At 71.1% G+C, this 17,745-nt stretch carries 17 protein-coding genes; 9 read left to right on the forward strand and 8 right to left on the reverse strand.

From position 1 onward, the window contains the following. Positions 1 to 71 precede the first annotated feature (71 nt). The 3 genes from ACFQVC_RS29145 to ACFQVC_RS29155 form a co-directional block, all read right to left on the reverse strand. Entirely contained in the window at positions 72 to 683 is a 612-nt protein-coding gene (locus tag ACFQVC_RS29145; protein WP_381836119.1) for a TetR/AcrR family transcriptional regulator, read from the reverse strand. Further along, positions 680 to 1,513 (reverse strand): sugar phosphate isomerase/epimerase family protein, encoded by an 834-nt coding sequence (locus tag ACFQVC_RS29150; RefSeq protein WP_381836121.1) that lies wholly within the window; start codon positions 1,511 to 1,513, stop codon positions 680 to 682. The genes ACFQVC_RS29145 and ACFQVC_RS29150 overlap by 4 nt, the downstream gene beginning before the upstream one ends. A 236-nt stretch (positions 1,514 to 1,749) precedes the next feature. Then, on the reverse strand, positions 1,750 to 2,697 hold the full coding sequence (locus ACFQVC_RS29155; RefSeq protein WP_381836123.1) for a Ppx/GppA family phosphatase: 948 nt from the start codon (positions 2,695 to 2,697) through the stop codon (positions 1,750 to 1,752). A 71-nt stretch (positions 2,698 to 2,768) separates the two neighbouring features. Here ACFQVC_RS29155 and ACFQVC_RS29160 point away from each other — a divergent pair, with 71 nt between their 5' ends. Beyond that, on the forward strand, positions 2,769 to 3,683 hold the full coding sequence (locus tag ACFQVC_RS29160; protein WP_381836125.1) for a DUF3109 family protein: 915 nt from the start codon (positions 2,769 to 2,771) through the stop codon (positions 3,681 to 3,683). 46 nt (positions 3,684 to 3,729) lie between these two features. On the opposite strand, the gene ACFQVC_RS29165 is transcribed toward ACFQVC_RS29160, so the two are convergent. Further along, a complete protein-coding gene (locus ACFQVC_RS29165) occupies positions 3,730 to 5,475 on the reverse strand; it encodes a hypothetical protein (protein WP_381836127.1) in 1,746 nt (581 codons plus the stop codon). Positions 5,476 to 5,694: 219 nt separating this feature from the next. Between ACFQVC_RS29165 and radA the strand changes: the two genes are divergently transcribed. Then, the gene (gene radA / locus ACFQVC_RS29170) at positions 5,695 to 7,104 is read left to right on the forward strand and encodes a DNA repair protein RadA (RefSeq protein WP_381836129.1); all 1,410 of its coding nucleotides are present in this window, start codon (positions 5,695 to 5,697) and stop codon (positions 7,102 to 7,104) included. A 122-nt stretch (positions 7,105 to 7,226) separates the two neighbouring features. Further along, on the forward strand, positions 7,227 to 8,351 hold the full coding sequence (gene disA, locus ACFQVC_RS29175) for a DNA integrity scanning diadenylate cyclase DisA (RefSeq protein WP_381836131.1): 1,125 nt from the start codon (positions 7,227 to 7,229) through the stop codon (positions 8,349 to 8,351). Positions 8,352 to 8,408: 57 nt separating this feature from the next. On the opposite strand, the gene ACFQVC_RS29180 is transcribed toward disA, so the two are convergent. After that, a complete protein-coding gene (locus ACFQVC_RS29180) occupies positions 8,409 to 9,227 on the reverse strand; it encodes a hypothetical protein (RefSeq protein ID WP_381836133.1) in 819 nt (272 codons plus the stop codon). A 192-nt stretch (positions 9,228 to 9,419) separates the two neighbouring features. On the opposite strand from ACFQVC_RS29180, the gene ACFQVC_RS29185 reads away from it, so the two are divergent. From ACFQVC_RS29185 to cseC, 6 genes are all read left to right on the forward strand, one after another. Continuing rightward, on the forward strand, positions 9,420 to 10,124 hold the full coding sequence (locus tag ACFQVC_RS29185) for a phosphatase PAP2 family protein (RefSeq protein ID WP_381836135.1): 705 nt from the start codon (positions 9,420 to 9,422) through the stop codon (positions 10,122 to 10,124). A gap of 80 nt (positions 10,125 to 10,204) precedes the next feature. Next, a complete protein-coding gene (locus ACFQVC_RS29190; protein ID WP_381836136.1) occupies positions 10,205 to 11,125 on the forward strand; it encodes an HhH-GPD family protein in 921 nt (306 codons plus the stop codon). 322 nt (positions 11,126 to 11,447) lie between these two features. Next, positions 11,448 to 11,996, forward strand: coding sequence for a SigE family RNA polymerase sigma factor (locus ACFQVC_RS29195; protein WP_381836138.1), 549 nt, complete (start codon positions 11,448 to 11,450; stop codon positions 11,994 to 11,996). Between the two features lie 53 nt (positions 11,997 to 12,049). After that, on the forward strand, positions 12,050 to 12,640 hold the full coding sequence (locus ACFQVC_RS29200; protein WP_381836140.1) for a hypothetical protein: 591 nt from the start codon (positions 12,050 to 12,052) through the stop codon (positions 12,638 to 12,640). A 10-nt stretch (positions 12,641 to 12,650) separates the two neighbouring features. Continuing rightward, positions 12,651 to 13,370 carry a two-component system response regulator CseB gene (cseB, locus tag ACFQVC_RS29205; RefSeq protein ID WP_381836142.1) on the forward strand — a complete coding sequence of 240 codons (720 nt, stop codon included), beginning with the start codon at positions 12,651 to 12,653 and terminating at the stop codon, positions 13,368 to 13,370. Next, on the forward strand, positions 13,367 to 14,692 hold the full coding sequence (gene cseC / locus ACFQVC_RS29210) for a two-component system sensor histidine kinase CseC (protein ID WP_381836144.1): 1,326 nt from the start codon (positions 13,367 to 13,369) through the stop codon (positions 14,690 to 14,692). Before cseB ends, cseC begins: the two co-directional genes overlap by 4 nt. Positions 14,693 to 14,747: 55 nt before the next feature. Here cseC and ACFQVC_RS29215 read toward each other — a convergent pair whose 3' ends face one another. From ACFQVC_RS29215 to ACFQVC_RS29225, 3 genes are all read right to left on the reverse strand, one after another. Continuing rightward, positions 14,748 to 15,182, reverse strand: coding sequence for a VOC family protein (locus tag ACFQVC_RS29215; RefSeq protein ID WP_381836146.1), 435 nt, complete (start codon positions 15,180 to 15,182; stop codon positions 14,748 to 14,750). 54 nt (positions 15,183 to 15,236) lie between these two features. Next, positions 15,237 to 15,644, reverse strand: a complete 408-nt coding sequence (locus ACFQVC_RS29220; RefSeq protein ID WP_381836438.1) for a helix-turn-helix transcriptional regulator — start codon at positions 15,642 to 15,644, stop codon at positions 15,237 to 15,239. Between the two features lie 397 nt (positions 15,645 to 16,041). Beyond that, positions 16,042 to 17,631 carry an MDR family MFS transporter gene (locus ACFQVC_RS29225; protein WP_381836148.1) on the reverse strand — a complete coding sequence of 530 codons (1,590 nt, stop codon included), beginning with the start codon at positions 17,629 to 17,631 and terminating at the stop codon, positions 16,042 to 16,044. Positions 17,632 to 17,745 lie beyond the last annotated feature (114 nt).

The raw sequence follows: 17,745 nt of genomic DNA on the forward strand, positions 1-17,745 counted from the left end.
ATCCGGACAGGCCGTCCGGAATACGGGATACCCGGCTCACACCTCGGTCACTTCCGCCGGGACGGCACCGCTCACGCCTCGGTCAGATAGCGCTGCAGGGTGGGCGCGACCATCGCGATGATCTCTTCCTTGTCCACCGATGCCAGCGGCTCGACCTTGACCACGTACCGCACGAAGGCGATCCCGATCATGTGCGAGGCCGCGAGCTCCGCACGGAACTTCGGCTCCGGTACGTCGAGGTCGACCGCCACGCGTTCGAGCAGCCGCCGCAGCACAAAGGTCCGCAGCACCTTCGCCGCGGCCTCGTGGGTCACCGCGGAACGGATCACCGCGAGCATCGGGGCGCGCGTCGCCGGGTTCTCCCAGATGCCGAAGAAGAAGCGGGCGAGCCGCTCCCCGACCCCCTCGGGCCCCTCGCCCACGACGGCCGGGACGATCAGGGCGGGTTCGAAGCTGATCTCGATGGCGGCGGCGAAGACCTCGTCCTTGCTGCCGAAGTAGTGGTGCACGAGCGCCGGGTCCACCCCGGCGGCCTTGGCGATGCCGCGTACGGACGTCTTGTCGTAGCCGCGCTCGGAGAACTCCGCACGCGCGGCGGCGAGAATCCGGTCCCGGGCAGCCGGGCCCTGCTCCGCCTCCGTACGGGAGGGGCGGCCGCGGCGGCGCGGCGCGGCGTCGGTCACGACCGCTCCGAAGAGGCCCTGTTCAGCGCCGAGGCCAGGTGCAGGCGCGTGAAGGCGAGGGCCTCCGCCAGATCGGCCTCACGTTCGGCGCTGGACATCGCACGCCGCGTATTGACCTCGATGACGACATGGCCGTCGAAGCCGCCGAGCGCGAGCCGTTCGAGGAGTTCGGCACAGGGCTGGGTGCCGCGCCCCGGCACCAGGTGCTCGTCCTTGGCCGAGCCCCTGCCGTCGGCGAGATGGACATGGGCGAGCCGGTCGCCCATGCGGTCGATCATCTCCATCGCCTCGGTGCGGGCGGTCGCGGTGTGCGAGAGGTCGACCGTGAAGTGCCGGTAGTCGTCCTTCGTCACATCCCACTCGGGGGCGTACGCGAGCATCTCGCGGTCGCGGTAGCGCCACGGGTACATGTTCTCCACGGCGAACCGCACATCCGTCTCGTCCGCCATCCGCCAGAGGCCGCTGACGAAGTCCCGGGCGTACTGCCGCTGCCAGCGGAACGGCGGATGCACCACGACGGCGGACGCGCCCAGCTTCTCGGCGGCGGCCTGCGCACGCTGCAGCTTCACCCACGGGTCCGTGGACCACACGCGCTGCGTGATCAGCAGGCAGGGCGCGTGCACGGCGAGGATCGGGATGCGGTGATAGTCGGAGAGCCGGCGCAGGGCCTCGATGTCCTGGCTGACGGGATCCGTCCACACCATGACCTCGACACCGTCGTAGCCGAGGCGCGCGGCGATCTCGAAGGCCGTCGCCGTCGACTCCGGGTAGACGGAGGCCGTCGACAGGGCGACCTTCGCATCCGGGATGCGCACCACTGGTTCTGCCACGAAGGACAGGGTACGGGCCGCGCGGCGGCGACCGGCAGGCGACCTCAAGCCGTCGAACGACCGTCCGAACCGCGCTGTCTCACCCGACGGACCCGACCCTTCCGACTCACCTGGCGGACCCGACCCGTCCGGCTCCGGCTCACCTGGCGGATCCGCTCCTTCCGGCTCACCCAGCGGACCCGGCCCGACCCGACCCGTCCGGCTCCGGCTCACCTGGCGGATCCGCTCCTTCCGGCTCACCCAGCGGACCCGGCCCCTTCCGGCAGATGGTCGAGGCGCTTGAGGATCACGCCTTCGCGCAGCGCCCACGGGCAGATCTCCAGGGTCTCGACCCCGAACAGATCCATCGCACCCTCGGCCACGAGGGCCCCGGCGAGCAGCTGCCCGGCCCGGCCCTCGGACACCCCGGGCAGCTCGGCGCGCTCGGCCTCGGTCATCGCCGCGAGCTGCGGAACCCAGTCCTCCAGGGACTTCCGCTTCAGCTCCCGCTGCACATAAAGCCCCTCGGCGGACCGCGCGGCCCCGGCGAGCCTGGCCAGCTGCTTGAACGTCTTCGATGTCGCCACCACATGGTCAGGGGCGCCGAAGCGGCTGAACTCCCCGACCGTACGGGCGATTTGAGCACGGACGTGGCGCCGCAGCGCCTTGACATCCGACGGGTCGGCCGGGTCGCCGGGCAGCCAGGCCGCGGTGAGCCGCCCCGCGCCGAGCGGCAGCGACACGGCGGCGTCGGGGTCCTCGTCGATGCCGTACGCGATCTCCAGGGAGCCGCCCCCGATGTCGAGGACGAGGAGCTTGCCCGCGGACCAGCCGAACCAGCGGCGGGCGGCGAGGAAGGTGAGCCGGGCCTCCTCCTCGCCGGTGAGCACCTGCAGGTCGACGCCGGTGGCCTCTCTGACCTTGCGCAGCACCTCGTCCGCGTTGCCCGCCTCGCGCACCGCGGAGGTGGCGAAGGAGACCACGTCCTCGCAGCCCTTGTCCTCGGCGGCTTCGAGTGCGTCACGGACGGTGGTGACAAGGCGGTCGACGCCTTCGGGGCCGATCGCACCGCCCGCGTCGAGGAGTTGGGCGAGCCGCAGCTCCGCCTTGTGCGAGTGCGCGGGCAGCGGGCGCGCGCCGGGGTGCGCGTCCACCACCAGCAGATGCACCGTGTTCGATCCCACGTCGAGGACACCGAGTCTCATATGGAAAACGCTACTGCGCGTTGGGCGCCCGCCCGTCCATGTACGGCCGCCGCCGCGCATACCCTTGAGGTGTGCCCAAGACGAAAAAGGCGAAGACCGACAAATCCTCCAAGGCCTCGAAGAAGGACGGGAAGCGCCCGAAGGCCGCGCCGCCGAAGCAGAGCAAGGACACCCGGAGCGACGCGCAGGGCAAGGACACCAAGCACGCGACGATCGCGAAGAACCCGAAGGGAGCGAAGCCCGTGCGGGACGAGCAGGGCCTCGATTTCGCCCGCGCCTGGGTCGAGTTCCCCGACCCGGCCGACGACGAGCAGGTCTTCCGCTGCGATCTGACCTGGCTGACCTCGCGCTGGAACTGCATCTTCGGCAGTGGCTGTCAGGGCATCCAGGCGGGCCGCGCGGACGACGGCTGCTGCACGCTCGGGGCGCACTTCTCGGACGAGGACGACGAGAAGCGGGTCGCCGGATATGTGGCCAAGCTCACGCCGGACATCTGGCAGCACCACGATGTCGGCTCGAAGTCGGGCTGGACCGAGGAGGACGAGGACGGCGACCGTCAGACCCGCAGGTACAACGGCTCGTGCATCTTCCAGAACCGCCCCGGTTTCGCCGGCGGCGCGGGCTGCTCGCTGCACATCCTGGCGCTGCAGGAGGGCCGTGAGCCCCTGGAGACCAAGCCGGACGTCTGCTGGCAGCTCCCGGTCCGGCGCACCTACGAGTGGATCGACCGGCCCGACGACACCCGTGTCCTGCAGGTCTCCATCGGTGAGTACGACCGCCGCGGCTGGGGTCCCGGCGGCCATGACCTGCACTGGTGGTGCACCTCCGCCACCTCGGCGCACGGCGCGGGTGACCCCGTCTACGTGTCGTACCGCCCGGAACTCATCGAACTGATGGGCAAGGCGGGCTATGACCGCCTCACCGAACTCTGCGAACAACGTCTGGCCTCCCAACTCCCGTTGGTGGCCCCGCACCCGGCGGACTGACGCGCTCAGCGCCCGGGATCCGCCTGGGGGCCGGGGTGGCTCAGCCCTACGGGCTCGGGGATTCGGAGTCACCGGGCGCGGAGTCCGATGCCGTGGGCGTCGGGTCGGTGGTGCCCGGGTCCGACGGTGACGGGTCGGACGGCGAGGGATCGGACGGCGTGGGGTCCGGGTCCGACGGCGAGGGGTCGGACGGTGACGGGTCCGAGGGCGACGGGTCGGACGGTGTCGGATCCGGGTCGGACGGCGAGGGATCCGAGGGCGAGGGATCCGAGGGCGACGGATCGGACGGCGTGGGGTCGGACGGCGAGGGCGACCCGGCCCCATAACCGTCGATCACCACAACGGAGTTCCCGGGTCCGATCCGGACCCGCGCGCTCCAAGCCCCGGCGGGCTCCCGCGCGGAGTCGGCGTACACCCGGATCGTCGTGGACTCCCCCGGCCGCAGCACACCGGACGACCGGCTCAGCCACAGCCAGGAGACGCCTTCGTACGCCGACCACTCCACCGGCGAACCCCCGGACGCCGTCAGGGTGATGAGGGTCGTGCCCCCGCTCGGCTGTGCGTCGACCGTGAGCCGCCCGGGTCCGACACCCGGCCGGCTCGGTCCGCCGTCGTGACTGATCACCTCGACGGAGACATCCGGGGCCCGACTGCCCGCGGTGAAGCGGGAATCCGGCTCACCGCGCGCGTTCCCCGCGTTCTCGTAGGGGTTCTGTGCCTCGTCGCCGTCGAGCCCGCCGGTGCCGCCTGCCTCGCTGGCGCTGACCGAGCGGCCGTCCTGCCCCTCGCCGGTCAGCGGCGCTCCGCGGTACGCCGCCCACAGGGCGAGCACCGGGGCCGCGACGACCGTGGCGACGACGGTGGTGGTGACGGCACGCGCGCGCAGCCGGTCCCGGCGCGCGGCACGGTCCTTGGGGTCCATGGGGAAACCGCGCCGGTCGAAGCGGGGGGCGTGCGCACGCGCGCGTGGCGTATGCGCCATCGCGACGTGCACGGCCGCGCGGGGTGCCTCGACGACGGGCAGTTCGGCGGGCGTGACGGCGGTGCCCGGCCAGGCCCCGGCACCGGCCCGCTCCGCGGTGCGGCGGCAGCGCGGGCAGTCGTCGACGTGCCGCACGAGTTCACGGCGCAGGGCGGCGCCCAGGAGTACTTGGTTGTCACCGGTGAGGCGGGCGACGCTCGGGCAGGTGCCGGTCTCGACCACGGCGAGCGCCGCGCGGGTGCGCTCCACCTCGCAGGCGGCGGCCGCGAGGAGCTCGCGCGCGGCGGGGGTCTCCATGCCGAGGACGGCGGCGACCTCGGCGGTGCCCAGGTGGTGGCGCACCGCGAGCTCCAGGGCCTCGCGCTGCTCGGGCGTGGTGCCGGCCGCCTCCGGCCAGGCGAGCAGGGCGAGTTCACGCCGTCGCTCCTGGTCGGCCTCGTCGGAGACGGGCGGCTTCCCGGTGCCGTGCTGCGCTCCTTTGCCCGCCACGTGCGCGCCCTGGCGCCGGCGCTTCGCCTCGGCCAGGTGGCGCAGACAGGCCCAGCGCGCGAGGGCGTACAGCCAGGCGCGGCGCTCGGACGCCTCCTGGGGGAAGCGCGAGGACCGGCGCTCGGCGAGCGCGAGGACATCGCCGAGTGCCGTGGTCGCGGCGTCGTGATCGCACAGCACGGACAGGCAGTACGTGAACAGGCCGTCCAGATAAGGCTCGTAGCGCGCGGGCGGGGCCTGCGGAACGGTCCGGGGCGCACGACGGTGCGCCCGGTGTGCGCCGGTGGTGTGCGTGGGGTGCTCCGGACTGCTTGTCGTCACCCGTGCGACCGTAGGCGCCAGGCCCCTCAAGGGTCCGCCCCCTTGGGGACCTTTAATCCTTACGGGTGAACAGATCCCTCAAAAGGGGACAGGAACCCCACATTCCATGGCCTCCACTGTGACAGGGCGCAAGGAAGCACGGTCGTCCGGCGACCGTCCGCGACCGTCGGCGAGCGGCCGCCGGGTCCGATGTCAGAGGTCACCGCTACGGTTTCGCACATGGCTGCCCGTACGAAATCCACCAAGGACCGTCCGTCGTACCGCTGCACGGAGTGCGGCTGGCAGACGGCCAAGTGGCTCGGCCGCTGCCCGGAATGCCAGGCCTGGGGCACGGTCGAGGAGTACGGCGCGCCCGCGGTCCGCACCACCGCCCCCGGCCGCGTCACCTCCTCCGCCCTGCCCATCGGCCAGGTCGACGGCCGCCAGGCCACGGCCCGCTCGACCGGTGTGGACGAGCTGGACCGGGTGCTCGGCGGCGGCCTCGTCCCCGGCGCGGTGGCGCTCCTCGCGGGCGAGCCCGGCGTCGGCAAGTCCACGCTCCTGCTCGATGTGGCGGCGAAGGCGGCGAGCGACGACCACCGCACCCTCTATGTGACGGGTGAGGAATCGGCGAGCCAGGTCCGCCTGCGCGCCGACCGCATCGGCGCTCTGAACGACCACCTGTATCTGGCGGCGGAGACCGATCTGGCCGCGGTGCTCGGCCACTTGGACGCCGTGAAGCCCTCGCTCCTGATCCTCGACTCGGTGCAGACGGTCGCCTCGCCGGAGATCGACGGCGCCCCGGGCGGCATGGCCCAGGTCCGCGAGGTGGCGGGCGCCCTGATCCGCGCCTCCAAGGAGCGCGCCATGTCCACGCTCCTGGTGGGCCATGTCACGAAGGACGGCGCCATCGCGGGCCCCCGTCTCCTGGAGCATCTCGTCGATGTCGTCCTCTCCTTCGAGGGCGACCGCCACGCCAGGCTCAGGCTCGTGCGCGGCGTCAAGAACCGGTACGGCGCGACGGACGAGGTCGGCTGCTTCGAGCTGCACGACGAGGGCATCACCGGCCTCGCCGACCCCAGCGGCCTGTTCCTGACCCGCCGCGCCGAGGCGGTCCCCGGCACTTGTCTGACCGTCACCCTCGAAGGCCGCCGCCCTCTGGTCGCCGAGGTGCAGGCGCTCACGGTCGACTCACAGATCCCCTCCCCGCGGCGTACGACTTCGGGCCTGGAGACCTCCCGCGTCTCGATGATGCTCGCCGTCCTGGAGCAGCGCGGCCGCATCACGGCCCTCGGCAAGCGGGACATCTACAGCGCGACGGTCGGCGGAGTGAAGCTCTCCGAGCCCGCCGCCGACCTCGCCGTGGCCCTCGCCCTGGCCAGCGCCGCGAGCGACACTCCGCTGCCGAAGAACCTGGTGGCGATCGGCGAAGTGGGGCTCGCGGGCGAGGTCAGAAGGGTCACGGGAGTCCAGCGCCGCCTTGCCGAAGCGGCCCGTCTCGGCTTCACGCACGCGCTCGTGCCGAGCGACCCCGGCAAGGTGCCGCCCGGTATGAAGGTCACCGAAGTCGCCGACATGGGGGACGCGCTGCGGGTGCTCCCGAGATCCCGTCGCAGAGAGGCCCCGCGGGAGGCCGATGACCGCCGGTAGACTTTGCCCCGGTCTCGCCCATCCGTACGAACCAGGGGCCGTACGGATGGGGTCCGTACGCACCTCCGCACCGAGGTTCCGTACGCACCCAGGGCAAGGACAACCGCGACCGGAGGAGTGCAGTGGCAGCCAATGACCGGGCGGCAGCTCCCGGCAAGTCGGGTGGGAGCTCCGGCACCGATGGGCTGATGCGCGCCTCACTGAGCGCGGTCGCGCCCGGTACGGCGCTGCGCGACGGCCTGGAGCGCATCCTCCGCGGCAACACCGGCGGACTCATCGTGCTCGGCTCCGACAAGACCGTCGAAGCGATGTGCACCGGCGGGTTCGTGCTCGATGTGGAGTTCACCGCGACCCGGCTGCGCGAGCTGTGCAAGCTCGACGGCGGCATCGTGGTGTCGTCGGACCTCTCCAAGATCCTGCGGGCCGGTGTCCAGCTGGTGCCGGACCCGACCATTCCGACCGAGGAGACCGGCACCCGCCACCGCACCGCGGACCGGGTCAGCAAGCAGGTCGGGTTCCCCGTCGTCTCGGTCTCCCAGTCGATGCGCCTGATCGCCCTGTATGTCGACGGCCAGCGCCGCGTCCTGGAGGACTCGGCGGCGATCCTCTCCCGCGCCAACCAGGCCCTGGCCACCCTGGAGCGCTACAAGCTCCGGCTCGACGAGGTCGCGGGCACGCTCTCCGCCCTGGAGATCGAGGACTTGGTGACGGTCCGCGATGTGACGGCGGTCGCGCAGCGGCTCGAGATGGTCCGCCGGATCGCCACGGAGATCGCCGAGTACGTCGTGGAGCTGGGCACCGACGGCCGTCTCCTCGCCCTGCAGCTGGACGAGTTGATCGCGGGCGTGGAGCCGGAGCGCGAGCTCGTGGTCCGTGACTACGTCCCCGAGCCCACCGCCAAGCGCTCCCGCACGGTCGACGAGGCACTGCTCGAGCTGAACGAACTGACCCACACCGAGCTGCTCGAACTGCCCATAGTGGCAAGGGCCCTCGGCTACAGCGGCTCCCCGGAGACGCTCGACTCGGCGGTCTCGCCGCGCGGCTTCCGGCTGCTCGCGAAGGTGCCGCGCCTGCCAGGGGCGATCATCGACCGCCTGGTGGAGCACTTCGGCGGTCTCCAGAAGCTGCTCGCGGCGAGCGTCGACGACCTGCAGACGGTGGACGGCGTGGGCGAGGCCCGCGCGAGGAGCGTCCGCGAGGGCCTGTCACGCCTTGCGGAATCGTCCATCCTGGAGCGCTACGTATAGGCAGGCACGCCGTAGGGCCGCCGCCCCCTGTCTTGAAGCCGTCTTGAGGGGCGGGGCTCAGTCTTCCTTGAGGACGAAGGACGTCCGGACCGTCGGCAGGCCCGGGGCCTTCGCCTCCACCAGGTAGGTGCCGGGCTCCGCCGATCCGGGCCGCGGCGTGGCGCAGTTCTTCTCGCTCGCCTTGCGGTCCCACTCCACGGCGTGTGTGATCCGCTGCCCGGCCGGCACCCGGAGCAGCAGGCTGCCGGCGCCGCTCGGGCAGTCGTCGGAGGACCACATCGGGTCGTCCGCATCGGCCTGAGTGATCGTCAGTACCGCTTCCTTCGGACCGACATCGACCTTGCAGGCCGCGCCCGAGGTGTTCTCGGCGATCAGCTCGACCTTGGGCTTCTGGTCCGGCGCGTACTCGTTGCGCACACTGCGCAGGCTCCACTTCACCGTGGACGGCGTGCAGTTGGGGATGTTCGAGCCGGCCGGAAGCCCCGCGCCCGAGCCTCCGCCGCCCTTGGCGTCACCGCTGCCGCTGCCGTCCCCGGACCCGGAATCCGAGCCGCTACCGGAGCCGGAGCCGTCCCCGGAGCCGGAGCCGTCCCCGGAGCCGGCGCCCGATCCGTCACCCGACCCGTCGCCGTCCCCCGACTCGTCGCGCCCGCCGGGCTGTTCGCTGATCGCGGGCCCGGAGCCCGAGGGCCCGGGGGTGATGGAGGGCGCGGGGCCCTTGCCGTTGGGGGTGTCCGCGCCGTCGCCGCCACCGCCGGATGTGACGGCCCACACGATCAGCAGGACGAGCACCCCGACCACGGACAGCAGGACGGCCCTCCGTCGCCAGTAGATGGAGGAGGGAAGCGGCCCGATCGGATTGCGCAGAGATCCCACGGCCCAAACCTTACGAGAGATCGGCCCAACTCCCGCCCCCACCCGCCGCCCTGAGCCCCAACTTTTCCGGATCATCAGCCTGCGGCGACACCTCCGTGACCTTCGGAGCCCGGCTTTCGTCAGGTGCCGGCCCCGCCCGTCGCAGGATGTGACGGCGCCACGCCTCTCCGTAAGTCCGTGATCATGGATGCCATGGACCCGAACACTCCGATCGACACCTCCGGCCTCTACCGCGACATCACCGGCTTCGCGCAGGACACCCCCACGTGGCTGCAGCACCTCGCCGAGGTGTGGACGGAGGCGGGTCTGCTGCTCTTCGGGGTGCTCTTCGTGGCCGCCTGGTGGCGGGCCAGGCGGCGCGGCTCCCGGGCGCTCGCGATAGCGGTCCTGGCGCCGCTCGCCACGGCGGTGGCCTATGTGGTCAGCGAGTTGCTCAAGTCGGCGGTGGACGAGGAGCGTCCGTGCCGGGCGGTCGCGGGCGCCGCGGCCTCGCTGGTGCAGTGCCCTCCGGCCGGCGACTGGTCCTTCCCCAGCAACCACTCGACGATCGCGGGTGCCGCAGCCGTCGCCCTGGCCCTCGCCTGGCGCTCCCTTGCCTGGCTGACCCTGCCGATGGCGGTCCTGATGGCCTTCTCGCGGGTCTTCGTGGGCGTGCACTACCCGCACGACGTGGCGATCGGTCTCGCCCTGGGCGCGGTGGTGGCCTTCCTCGCGGTACGGGGTGGCACGCGCGCGTGCGCACGGATCGTGGACTCGATGCGCTCGTCGTCAACGCCGGCGGTGCGGTGGTTCGCCGGTCCCGGTGACCGTGCCGGGCAGACGCCGCACCCCGCGGAAGCGGCCGCCGCCGCTCACGGCACGGCGCCCGGCGCAGGACAGGGCCGGGGCCGGGACTGACTGCGGCCGCCGGGGCGCGGCCGTCGTCCCGGCACGCCCTGCACCGCCGCCCAACTCCCCCATGGGACACTCGCCCTGCCATGACTGCGACCGCTTTCACCCCCGAAGTCCCCGACGCCCCCGACTCGCTGCACTCCCTTCACGAGCCCGTGATCGCGTGGTTCGACGAGCACGCGCGCGATCTGCCCTGGCGCCGCCACGACGCGGGCCCCTGGGCCGTGATGGTCAGCGAGTTCATGCTGCAGCAGACCCCGGTGAGCCGGGTCCTGCCGGTGTACGAGCAGTGGCTCGCGCGCTGGCCGCGCCCGGCGGACCTGGCCAAGGAGCCGCCCGGCGAGGCCGTGCGCGCCTGGGGCCGGCTCGGCTATCCGCGCCGCGCCCTGCGCCTGCACGGAGCGGCCGTCGCGATAACGGAACGGCACGGCGGTGACGTACCCGAGCAGCACTCCCAGCTGCTCGCACTGCCCGGCATCGGCGAGTACACGGCGGCAGCCGTGGCGTCCTTCGCGTACGGACAGCGGCACGCGGTGCTCGACACGAATGTGCGCCGGGTATTCGCGCGTGCGGCCGCCGGGGTGCAGTACCCGCCGAACGCGACGACCGCCGCCGAACGCAAGCTCGCGCGGGCGCTGCTGCCCGAGGAGAAGGAGACGGCAGCGCGCTGGGCCGCCGCATCCATGGAGCTGGGCGCCCTCGTCTGCACCGCCAAGAACGAGAACTGCGCGCGCTGTCCGATCGCCGCGCAGTGCGCCTGGCGCCTCGCGGGCAAGCCGGCGCACGAGGGCCCCGCCCGGCGCGGTCAGACGTACGCGGGTACGGACCGGCAGGTACGCGGCAAGCTTCTGGCCGTTCTGCGCGAGGCCGTGGCGCCGGTGCCGCAGTCCGCGCTCGACCAGGTGTGGCACGAGCCGGTGCAGCGGGCCCGCGCGCTCGACGGACTCGTGGCCGACGGGCTGGTGGAGCCGCTGCCGGACGGGCTTTACCGGCTGCCGCTGAGTTAGCCGGGTGCTCGTACGTCCGGCCGTACGCGGAGGCTCTGACCGACAGATCCAGTGCATCAACGGCCGTACACCTGGAAATGCTGTGCATACGCCGCCCATACACCGCCCAAATGCGGGCTGATCAGGCAAATCACCGGCGTTTTTTAGGTTGCCCTTAGGCCTGTTACACAACCGAGGGGTAGCCGTGCGTCGGCCGAAGGCTGCTTCGCAAGGCCCCGTTACACCGCCTCCGTAGCTTCGTAGATGTACCGGAGAGAGATCCGGTTCCACTTCGAATGGGTCCAATGCGGACACCAGGTGTGACGAACGGAGGCGGTTGAGAATGGCGCACGGCGAGGTGCTCGAGTTCGAAGAGTACGTCCGTACCCGGCAGGACGCCCTGCTGCGCAGCGCTCGTCGCCTCGTGCCGGACCCGGTGGACGCGCAGGACCTGCTGCAGACCGCGCTGGTGCGGACGTACCACCGCTGGGACGGCATAGCCGACAAGCGCCTCGCGGACGCCTATCTCCGCCGCGTGATGATCAACACACGCACCGAGTGGTGGCGGGCCCGCCGCTTGGAGGAGGTCCCCACCGAGCAGCTGCCGGACGCCAGCGTCGAGGACTCCACCGAGCAGCACGCCGACCGCGCCCTGCTGATGGATGTGCTCAAGGTTCTCGCCCCGAAGCAACGCAGCGTCGTCGTCCTGCGACACTGGGAGCAGATGTCCACCGAGGAGACGGCTGCCGCCCTCGGGATGTCGGCCGGTACGGTCAAGAGCACGCTGCACCGGGCGCTCGCCCGGCTCCGCCAGGAGCTGGAGAGCCGCAACGCCGAAATGGCGACGGGTCGGGTGCTCGAACGTGAGGAGCGGGAGCGTTGCGCGGCCTGAAGAGGCTCAGCGGCCCTAGCGGGCTCAAAGGCAAGAAGGCGGGGAACACGGCAGTGGCTGCGTTCGCCGCCGTCGGCCTTTCCGTGGCCGCGCTGACCGCCTGCTCCACCGGCGGCACGGGCACCCGTGACGAGGGGGCCGCCCGGAACGAACCGGTCCCCCAGGCCTCACCCGCCCCGTCGACCACGCCCGTGAAGGAACAGCAGGTGGACGCCGTCGCCCTGGTCAAGAAGGACCCGAAGGTCAGCGCGACCGTCAAGGCCGACCTGAAGCCCTGCAGCGGCGACGAGTACCCGGTGGACGTGTCCTACGGCAACCTGACCGGCGCAGCGCGCAACGACGTGGTGGTCAACGTCCTGACCTGCAGCGATGCCATCGGAGTCGGCAGTTACGTCTATCGCCCCGAGGGCAGTTCGTACAAGAATGTCTTCCAGACCGAGGTCCCCGCGTCCTACGCCGAGATCGACCGGGACGGTCTGATGGTCACGACCCAGACGTACGAGAAGGACGACTCGGTGGCCCTGCCCTCCGGCGAGGACATCAAGCTCTACAACTGGAGCAACGACGCCTTCGTCCAGGTGAAGGCGTGGAGCACCGATTACAGCAGCGCGGGTGAAGCCCAGCCCGCGCCCGAGGAGAACTGAGAGCGAGCGGATGGCAGAGCAGACCCACGTCCTGTTCGTCGAGGACGACGATGTCATCCGCGAGGCCACGCAGCTCGCCCTGGAGCGCGACGGCTTCGTGGTCACCGCCATGCCCGACGGCCTGTCCGGGCTCGAGGCGTTCCGGGCCGACCAGCCCGACATCGCCCTGCTCGACGTGATGGTGCCCGGGCTCGACGGGGTCTCCCTGTGCCGGCGGATCCGCGATGAGTCCACGGTGCCCGTGATCATGCTGTCGGCGCGGGCCGACTCCATCGACGTGGTCCTCGGCCTCGAGGCGGGCGCCGACGACTATGTGACCAAGCCCTTCGACGGCGCCGTCCTGGTGGCCCGGATCCGCGCGGTCCTGCGCCGCTTCGGGCACGCAGGCGGCCCCGGCAGCGGCTCGGCAGGCACCGCGGAGGACGACTTGGAGCCGGTGAGCACCGGTGTGCTGCACTTCGGCGACCTGGAGATCGACACGGAGGGCATGGAGGTGCGCCGCGGCGGTGACCCGGTCGCCCTGACGCCCACCGAGATGCGGCTGCTCCTGGAGTTCTCCCACGCCCCCGGCACCGTGCTCTCCCGGGACAAGCTCCTCGAGCGGGTCTGGGACTACGGCTGGGGTGGCGACACCCGCGTCGTCGACGTTCATGTGCAGCGTCTGCGCACCAAGATCGGACAGGACCGCATCGAGACGGTCCGTGGCTTCGGTTACAAGCTCAAGGGATGAGGCTGACAGCGCTGCCGAAGGGGCTGCGGACAGGACTGCGCTGGAAGCTCAGCGCGGCGATCGCGCTGGTCGGCGCCCTGGTGGCGCTCGCCCTCAGCCTGGTCGTACACAACGCGGCCCGGGTCTCGATGCTCGACAACGCGCGCGATCTGCAGGACGAACGACTCCAGATCGCCCAGCGCCTCTACGAGACCTCGAAGCGGCAGCCGAAGCTGAACTCGAAGATCGACGACCCGGAACTGCCGGCCGAACTGCGCCTGAAGGCCGAGGCGGGCCGCCGTGCCACCTATGTGCAGGAGAACGGCGGCGCGCCCGACATCTGGGCCGCGACCCCGGTGAGCGACGGCCGCATCCTGTCGCTGCACACCCGTTTCACCGACCGCAGCGCGGCCGTGATGAAGGACCTCGACCAGGCCCTGGTGATCGGCTCGATCGCGGTCGTCTTCGGTGGCTGCGCGCTCGGCGTGCTGATCGGCGGCCAGCTCTCCCGCCGGTTGCGCGAGGCGGCGAGCGCCGCGCACATGGTCGCCCAGGGACAGACCGACGTACGGGTGCGGGACGCCATCGGCGGTGTCGTACGTGACGAGACCGACGACCTGGCACGCGCGGTGGACGCCATGGCCGACGCCCTCAAGCAGCGTTACGAGGCGGAGCGCCGGGTCACCGCGGATATCGCGCACGAGCTGCGCACCCCGGTGACGGGTCTGCTCACCGCCGCCGAGCTGCTGCCGCCCGGGCGGCCGAGCGAGCTGGTCAAGGACCGGGCGCAGGCCCTTCGTACCCTCGTCGAGGATGTACTCGAAGTGGCCCGGCTCGACGGCGCGTCCGAGCGGGCCGAGCTGCAGGACATCACGCTCGGCGAGTTCATCACCCGCCGGGTCGCCTCCGCGTATCCGGACGTGGAGGTGCGGGTGGTGCACGAGTCCGAGGTGACGACGGACCCGCGCCGCCTGGAGCGCATCGTCGGCAATCTGCTCGCCAACGCCACCAAGCACGGCGGGGCGCCCATCGAGATCTCCGTCGAGGGCCGGGTGATCCGGGTGCGCGACCACGGCACCGGCTTCCCGGACGAGCTGCTCGCCGACGGCCCGAGCCGCTTCCGCACCGGCTCCACCGACCGCGCGGGCCATGGCCACGGCCTCGGCCTCACCATCGCCGCCGGCCAGGCCCGGGTGCTCGGCGCCCGGCTCACCTTCCGCAATGTGGGGCCCGAGCACGGGGACGGTCCGGCCGAGGGCGCGGTCGCCGTGCTCTGGCTGCCCGAGCACGCGCCGACGAACACGGGCAGCTTCCCGATGCCGGACCTGCCGGATCTGCCGTAGCGGCTCGTTTCGTTCTGGACTGCGGCGACTCGTAACGGCCGCCGTGGCTGTGGGCTCAGGCCCAGTCCTTGCTGAAGTCGAGTTCCGCGCTCGGTTCGGTCAGCGAGTACCAACTGCCGTTGTCGTCGCGGAAGATCGCCTCGATGCCGTAGGGACGCTCCTGCGGCTCCTGCAGGAACTCCACGCCCCTGGACTTGAAGGTCTCGTAGTCGCCCCGGCAGTCGTCCGTGGTCAGGGCGCAGGCGCCGATGACGCCCTTGGTGACCAGCTCGGTGAGCGCCTTCGCCGACTCGGGGTCGACACCGGGCCCGTCGGGCCGCATCAGGGCCAGCTGCAGTTCCTGCTGGTCCTTGGCACCCACGGTGACCCAGCGCATGTCGCCCATCGGCATATCCGTGCGGGCTTCCATGCCGAGCTTCTCGGTGAAGAACTTCTTGGTCCGCTCCTGGTCCAGGGTCCAGATGGTGATGAGCCCGACGCCCTTGATCATTCCTTGCTCCTCGGCTGGGGTGTGTCTGCCCGTCCACCGTAGGCAGCGGCCGGTTTATCCGGCTTCTTCAGAATTGCTGGGCTGCGGCGACCGCTGCGGCTTGAATCCGCCGGCCCACAGCAGGGCGTAACAGCCCGGAATGAGCGCGGCACCGCGGCCGACGTTCTTCCTCCTGTATTCGCTCGGGCTCAGCCCGGTCTGCCGCTTGAACCGGGCGGAAAAGCTGCCGAGGCTGGTGAATCCGACCAGATGGCAGATCTCGGTGACCGCCAGATCGGCCGAGCGCAGCATTTCCTCGGCACGCTCGATACGGCGGCGCGAAAGGTATTGCCCGGGCGTCTCTCCGTAGACCGCCTTGAACGCTCGGACGAAGTGGAAGCGCGAATAGCCCGCGTGCGCCGCCACCGCGTCCAGATCGAGCCCCGGATCGGCCCAGTCCCGGTCCATCGCGTCCTTGGCCATCCGCAGCTGCCGCAGATGGACCAGGTGCCCGGTGAGGGGCGTCGCGCTCAGGGGGGCCGCGTCCCTCGGAGCGGCCGCGTCCCTCAGGGGGTCCGCGTCCCTCCGGCGGTCCGCGTTCTTCGGGGTGTCCACGTTCCGATGCTGCCACGGGGCACTGACACAGGCCGCTGCGCTGCCGCGCTCCCGCACGAGCCGCTGCCGAGGCACGCACGAGGCCCCCGGCGCCGCGCGGCGCCGGGGGCCAGGAGGCCGGGCTCAGGCCTGGTTCAGGGTCGAGATCGAGATCGGGAGCAGGGTCCGGATCCGGATCGGGATCGGGATCGGGATCGGGATCGGGATCGGGATCGGGATCGAGAGCAGAGTCGGGATCCGGATCGGGGCGGGATCGGAGTCGGCGTCACACCGGCTCAGGAACCCTTTCCTTCCCGGCGGCCGACTCCTCCTTCTGCGGGCCCGCCCCCTTCAGCGGCACCTCCTTGACGAACAGCGCCGCCACAAAAGCGATCAAGGCAAGCGCCGAACCGACCAGGAACGCCGCATGCGTACCGGACGAGACCGCGAACTGGTACGCGTCACGCATCTTCTCCGGCAGCTTCGCCAGGCTCGCCGCGTCCAGCTGGGCGTTGGGCAGCGCGCCCGAGCCACCGAGGCGCTCGGTCATCTCGTGCGCGACCCGGTTGTTGAAGATGACGCCCATGATCGCGACACCGAAGGAGCTGCCGAGCGTGCGGAACAGCGTGGTCGAGGAGGACGCGACGCCCATGTCCTTCATCTCGACGCTGTTCTGCGCGACCAGCATCGTGATCTGCATCAGGAAGCCCATGCCGGCGCCGAGCACCGCCATGTAGATCCCGGAGGTCAGCCGGGAGGTGCCGGTGTCCATCTGGGCGAGCAGGAAGAGTCCGACGACCATCAGGGCGCCGCCCGCGATCGGGAAGATCTTGTACTTGCCGCTGTTGGTGGTGATCCGGCCTGCGATCAGCGAGACGACCATCATCGCGAGCAGCATCGGAAGCAGCAGGAGACCGGAGTTGGTGGCCGAAGCGCCCTGCACCGACTGCTGGTAGAGCGGCAGGAAGAGCGTCGCGCCGAACATCACGAAGCCGACCAGGAAGCCGATCACCGACATCAGCGTGAAGTTGCGGCTGCGGAAGATGTGCAGCGGCATGATCGGCTCGGGGGCCCTGGTCTGCGAGTACAGGAACGCCGCGAGGGCGGCGACGCCCACCGCGATCAGCCCGATGATCATCGTCGAGCCCCAGGCGTACTCCGTACCGCCCCAGGTGGTGACGAGGACGATCGAGGTGATGCCGACCGTCAGGAGGATCGCGCCGAGGTAGTCGATCCGCGTCTGCGAGCGCTTCTTCGGCAGCTGCAGGACGACGGTGACCATCGCGAGGGCGATCGCACCGAGCGGCAGGTTGATGTAGAAGGACCAGCGCCAGCCCCAGTTGTCCGTGATGGTGCCGCCGACGAGCGGGCCGCCGATCATGGCGAGGGCCATCACACCGGCCATCATGCCCTGGTACTTGCCGCGCTCACGGGGCGGAATCAGATCGCCGATGATCGCCATCACGCCGACCATCAGACCGCCGGCGCCCAGACCCTGAACGGCACGGAAACCGATCAGCTGGCCCATGTCCTGGGCCATTCCACTGAGCGCGGAACCGACCAGGAAGATCACTATGGACGTGAGGAACGTGCCCTTGCGCCCGTACATGTCGCCGAGCTTGCCCCAGATCGGGGTGGACGCGGCGGTGGCGAGCGTGTAGGCCGTGACCACCCAGGACAGGTGCTCCAGGCCGCCGAGCTCACCGACGATCGTCGGCATCGCGGTGCCAATGATCATGTTGTCCAGCATCGCGAGCAGCATCGCGATCATCAGGGCGAGCAGCACCACGCGCACACTGCGCTGCGGCGGCTCCGCCTTCTGCTGCTTCGGGGGCTTCGGCGGCTCCCCCGCCTTCTCCCGCTTGGCTATCGCCATCCTCATCACTCCCTGGACCCTGGCACTTACTTGCCGCCCGGCTAGTTCTTTACAGTGACGGAAGGTAGACCGTAAACTAGCCGGGCGTCAAGTAAGTTTTGCTTGAGCGCGAAG

Source organism: Streptomyces monticola, from assembly GCF_042665355.1.
In the GTDB taxonomy this organism is placed as follows: Bacteria; Actinomycetota; Actinomycetes; order Streptomycetales; family Streptomycetaceae; genus Streptomyces; species Streptomyces monticola.

What these genes read in the sequence shown, in the direction of transcription:
- ACFQVC_RS29195 (WP_381836138.1), top strand. Translation starts at nt 11,448, where the DNA reads ATGGCGCACGGCGAGGTGCTCGAGTTCGAAGAGTACGTCCGTACCCGG.
- ACFQVC_RS29185 (WP_381836135.1), top strand. Translation starts at nt 9,420, where the DNA reads ATGGACCCGAACACTCCGATCGACACCTCCGGCCTCTACCGCGACATC.
- cseC (WP_381836144.1), top strand. Translation starts at nt 13,367, where the DNA reads ATGAGGCTGACAGCGCTGCCGAAGGGGCTGCGGACAGGACTGCGCTGG.
- ACFQVC_RS29220 (WP_381836438.1), bottom strand. Translation starts at nt 15,644, where the DNA reads ATGGCCAAGGACGCGATGGACCGGGACTGGGCCGATCCGGGGCTCGAT.
- ACFQVC_RS29225 (WP_381836148.1), bottom strand. Translation starts at nt 17,631, where the DNA reads ATGGCGATAGCCAAGCGGGAGAAGGCGGGGGAGCCGCCGAAGCCCCCG.
- cseB (WP_381836142.1), top strand. Translation starts at nt 12,651, where the DNA reads ATGGCAGAGCAGACCCACGTCCTGTTCGTCGAGGACGACGATGTCATC.
- ACFQVC_RS29190 (WP_381836136.1), top strand. Translation starts at nt 10,205, where the DNA reads ATGACTGCGACCGCTTTCACCCCCGAAGTCCCCGACGCCCCCGACTCG.
- ACFQVC_RS29215 (WP_381836146.1), bottom strand. Translation starts at nt 15,182, where the DNA reads ATGATCAAGGGCGTCGGGCTCATCACCATCTGGACCCTGGACCAGGAG.
- ACFQVC_RS29155 (WP_381836123.1), bottom strand. Translation starts at nt 2,697, where the DNA reads ATGAGACTCGGTGTCCTCGACGTGGGATCGAACACGGTGCATCTGCTG.
- radA (WP_381836129.1), top strand. Translation starts at nt 5,695, where the DNA reads ATGGCTGCCCGTACGAAATCCACCAAGGACCGTCCGTCGTACCGCTGC.